This is a genomic window from Desulfonatronospira sp. (assembly GCA_003563255.1).
GTDB lineage: Bacteria > Desulfobacterota > Desulfovibrionia > Desulfovibrionales > Desulfonatronovibrionaceae > Desulfonatronospira.
Window position 1 is genome coordinate 1 of sequence record PWSL01000164.1, and the last position, 3,729, is coordinate 3,729.

At 46.7% G+C, this 3,729-nt stretch carries 6 protein-coding genes; 3 read left to right on the top strand and 3 right to left on the bottom strand.

Annotation, left to right across the window (positions count from 1 at the left end; genetic code table 11):
- Positions 1-549 precede the first annotated feature (549 nt).
- Genes QZP87_RS04730 through QZP87_RS04740 form a run of 3 tightly spaced genes read left to right on the top strand, consistent with a single transcriptional unit; the run spans position 550 to position 1,475 of the window.
- Positions 550-849 (top strand): type II toxin-antitoxin system Phd/YefM family antitoxin, encoded by a 300-nt coding sequence (locus QZP87_RS04730; protein WP_291321769.1) that lies wholly within the window; start codon positions 550-552, stop codon positions 847-849.
- Entirely contained in the window at positions 839-1,138 is a 300-nt protein-coding gene (locus tag QZP87_RS04735) for a type II toxin-antitoxin system RelE/ParE family toxin (RefSeq protein WP_291321770.1), read from the top strand. Before QZP87_RS04730 ends, QZP87_RS04735 begins: the two co-directional genes overlap by 11 nt.
- Before the next feature lie 43 nt (positions 1,139-1,181).
- Positions 1,182-1,475, top strand: a complete 294-nt coding sequence (locus QZP87_RS04740) for a hypothetical protein (protein ID WP_291321771.1) — start codon at positions 1,182-1,184, stop codon at positions 1,473-1,475.
- Positions 1,476-1,717: 242 nt separating this feature from the next.
- Here QZP87_RS04740 and QZP87_RS04745 read toward each other — a convergent pair whose 3' ends face one another.
- The 3 genes from QZP87_RS04745 to QZP87_RS04755 form a co-directional block, all read right to left on the bottom strand.
- Positions 1,718-1,927: a hypothetical protein gene (locus QZP87_RS04745; RefSeq protein ID WP_291321772.1), complete on the bottom strand. Its 210-nt coding sequence runs from the start codon at positions 1,925-1,927 to the stop codon at positions 1,718-1,720.
- Positions 1,928-2,447: 520 nt separating this feature from the next.
- Positions 2,448-3,341: a nucleotidyl transferase AbiEii/AbiGii toxin family protein gene (locus QZP87_RS04750; protein WP_291321773.1), complete on the bottom strand. Its 894-nt coding sequence runs from the start codon at positions 3,339-3,341 to the stop codon at positions 2,448-2,450.
- The coding region (locus QZP87_RS04755) for a hypothetical protein (RefSeq protein ID WP_291321774.1) at positions 3,334-3,729 on the bottom strand (396 nt) is incomplete at its 5' end. The genes QZP87_RS04750 and QZP87_RS04755, both read right to left, overlap by 8 nt.

A 3,729-nucleotide genomic window follows, 5' to 3' on the forward strand; every position in this document is an offset into this window, starting at 1 on the left:
ATGCTGAAGTGTTAGGTATTCAGGCTTCAACTTTCAGGTCTCAGTTTTTATAGTTTCAAGTCTCAGGTTTCAGGTTTCAGGTTTCAAGTCTCAGGTTTCAGGTTTCAAGTTTCAGGTTTCAAGTTTCAGGTTTCAGGTTTCAGCCCTCATCATTCCCTCTCTCCCATACCAGAAAGTGCGGGCGGTTCTGCAGCTGGGGCAAAAAGTCCTGGAACTCCTCCCGGCTCATAACCAGGGTGCGGATCTTGCGTTTGATATATCGTTCAGTTTTCCTGGTCAGATCGTTTAGCCGAATCCTTGTCTTTACACTCCGCGCTTGACCCCTGTGAAATAGGAAGAAATTTCACTGGGCAAGCGCAAAGTGTAAAGATAAAGTTCTGCGTATCCTTAACCCGTGCCTTGAAAATTACTGGATAAAAAGACTGAGTGCCAGAGGAATAGCGAACAGTCAAAATGATGAATGAGCTATTGATGTTTTTATACACATACGGCAATATGTGTTTGCTTGTGTAATTTTCGACATTGAATATTTTGAGAAAGGAGCCGGACATGCAGACTTACAAAAAAGAAGAACTGATGAGTTCAACAGATATCGTGAGGAATTTCAGCTCTGTCCTGGAAAGCATTAAAAATAAGAAAAGAGACAAGATCGCTGTGCTGCGGAAAAACAAGCTCGAAGCCGTAATTCTCCCCATTGAAGAATATGAAAGAATACAGGAGCTTGCCGACATCATGGAGCACCTGCAGCTTTCCAGGTTGATTAAAGAACGAGAAAAAACACCTATAGACGAATATGTTGATTTTGAGCAGATTTTATCCGAGCACGGGCTTGGAAGAGATGAACTATAAGCTCAAATTCCATCCAGACGCTTTAAAAGATCTCCAGGAACTGGATCACCGGGTAAAGCTTCTGGTCCTGAAGCAAATCAATAAGCTTTCCACAAAACCTGAGCTGGGGCAGAGCCTGGGTCAAAAACACGGGATTGATCTGTCAGGTTATAAAAAACTTTATGCTGACAAGAAAAGAATCCGGATAATTTACAAAACTATTCATGATATGGTTCTCATTAAAATCCTGGTTATAGGCAAAAGAGAGGGCTTGAAAGTCTATAAAAAAGCAGGGGATAGGGATGGTTAAAAAGGACTGAAGCCTGAAAGAGGACTGGAACCGCGAGAAAGGGATGCCGGGTACTGCCGAAAGACTACAAAAATTTGGCCATATCCTTGGTCCCCGGGTGAACCAGGACCTGCGGCGCCCCTCCCGGCTGTTCCGGAGCATCCCCTCATATATCCAGCACTCCATCATGACCATTGTGCGCATCTTTGTGGTCTACAAGCCCTTCCGGTTTTTCTTTATCATCGGTGCAACTCTTCTGATCCTGGGTAAGCTCATAGGCCTGCGCTTTCTGTGGTACTATTTTGCCGGCGACGGGGCAGGCGGTGCCAAGGGAGATAATGTATATTATTTACGATAAATTTCCCTGCGGTGACCAATATCAACGATTAAAACCAGCAAACTATCGTACTGCACTTCATAATATCACTCGATAAGATCCCACTAGAATTCTCCAGGCCGGCCTGCCGGAAATTTTACTTCATCCAGGTAGACGGGGATTTTCTGCAAATTTTCGAATTGATTCAATGATACGCGACTGTTCCGTGCGCTCAATCTTTGAGAGCTGTTTCTGGGCAGAGCGCAGGATTTCAATCGTGTATGTCACTCTTTGTCATCCTCCTGGATTTGCCGAACTGCCTCTTCAAACAGTAACGTTTCCTGGGGTCCGGCTTTGGCCGCATCGTGAGAGCGAATATCTTCAAGTTCCTCAAGTTCTTCTAAAACCTGATTCCATTCTTGTATACTTAACATGACCGCCTTGGTGCTCTGTTCGTTGTCAACTACATATTGCGGGTTTAAGATGATGCCCATGGTTCCCTCCGCCACAGAATCTGTTAAAATGTATTAGTAAATAGATTATTTAACTGGTAACTGAAAGGCAATTTTTTGCCGCTGATTTCTTTACACCTCGCGCTTGCCAGGTGAAACAGGAAGAAATTTCACCGGGCAAGCGCAAAGTGTAAAGATAAAGTTCTGCGTATCCTTAACCCGGGCCTTGAAAATTACTGGATAAAAAGGCTTAGAGCCAGAGGAATAGCGAACAGTCAAAATGATGAATGAACCATTGATGTTTTTTTAAAAATGAGGCTCTTCGACGTTTTGTATGGAGTTTAACCATGATCAAGCTCTTTATATTCAATGCTGCTAAAGGCTTTTTTCTGCCTCCCCCGAGCCGGGGTCTATGGATAAACTACTCCCCGCCCGGGGCGGAAGTCCTTTTTCTTTGCCGTAACTCGCGGAAATGAAAAAATTGTTTTCTCTCTTTTCCCGAGCTCTGCCTGTCACGCCTTGACGTGATTACAGGTTCAGTCAGACCAGATCTTTTCTTACGTCATCCATGCCTGTTTTTCCCTGAAACAGTGCTAAATTGCAGATTCCTCAGTACATGATAAAAATAATCCCTGGACCAGACATCCAGATCCCTTGGACTGGGGATAAAGGCAGCAACATCCGCTTTGGCAGCTTCAAAATCAACGGCCTCGATACGTTTGGCTATCATATTCACGCATTGGTCCGGAGAAAGCGGGGCCTTTTCTGTATAGACACCCCGCTGCCGCAGCCTGGCTTCCAGATGCGGGAGCAGGAGCGGCACTTTCTTGCGTACCAGAAAAGCAAAATCATACCAGTCTCTGCCTTTGACCCTGTTCTGCCAGGCGCGGTACAAAATAGCATCCATCTTCCCGGCCAGCAGGGCCGGCCTCGAATAGGCCCGCACAGAAAAGGGGACAGGATCGTCAACGAACATTACCTCAAACTCTGCCCCGGGCGGAGGATCAACATCAACTTCGAGCTTGACCTTGCACAGCTCGTTTTTATGAAGCCTTTGGGCAATTGCCCGGGGCGCTCCGGCTCTGATAGTGTGCATGCGTGTATTGGCCTTGATAAAGGCTGATTCAATGGGCGTATCCAAGCTTTTGCCGCGACTTTCAATCTCCACGCTGAATCCCAGGGCCTTCATTTCATCCTGCAGGGCATCCAGACAGGATGAAAGCTGGAAATCTTGCGCAGGCTCCAGCAGAGAAAAATCCAGATCTTCTGAAAATCTGTCCAGATTGTACAGCAAACGCAGGGCAGTGCCGCCGTAAAATGCGGCATGGGCGAAAAAATCCGTGCGGGCCAGGCCAAGCAAGGCAGCAGCCTGAATGGTTTCAGCCAGAGCCCTGTGCGCTGAGCCCTGGTTCTTTTCCAGGTATTCTTCAAACAATTGAACACAGGCTTCACGCATGAATATCCCTTCCCAGAAACTTGGCAAAGCTGTTTAAGGTCGCTGCATGGTAGCGCAGGGCAAAATTTATCAATGTCCTTCTGTCCAGCCTGCTGAACTCATCCGGGTCCAGGCGAAGGTCCTGGAAAAGAAGGTTCTCAATGCCTTTAATGGAACGTATCCCTGTTATGCGATACAACTCATCGCAAAGGGCTTTTTCCGGGGAAGCCATCAGAAAACGCCTGTGCCTGTCTCCAATAAGACCTATTCCCAGCGGATACACCCGTGCAGGAACGTCCTGATAGAAAAACGATCCCACCGGCGTATCATATCTTTTTTTCCTGCCCCTGTTGAACGTAGCTGAAGTAATGTGCTGCACATGCTCAGGTATCAGGCCATACCACCTCAA

Excerpts from the sequence above, each read along its gene's own strand:
- QZP87_RS04730 (WP_291321769.1), top strand. The coding sequence starts at position 550 with ATGCAGACTTACAAAAAAGAAGAACTGATGAGTTCAACAGATATCGTG.
- QZP87_RS04735 (WP_291321770.1), top strand. The coding sequence starts at position 839 with ATGAACTATAAGCTCAAATTCCATCCAGACGCTTTAAAAGATCTCCAG.
- QZP87_RS04740 (WP_291321771.1), top strand. The coding sequence starts at position 1,182 with ATGCCGGGTACTGCCGAAAGACTACAAAAATTTGGCCATATCCTTGGT.
- QZP87_RS04745 (WP_291321772.1), bottom strand. The coding sequence starts at position 1,927 with ATGGGCATCATCTTAAACCCGCAATATGTAGTTGACAACGAACAGAGC.
- QZP87_RS04750 (WP_291321773.1), bottom strand. The coding sequence starts at position 3,341 with ATGCGTGAAGCCTGTGTTCAATTGTTTGAAGAATACCTGGAAAAGAAC.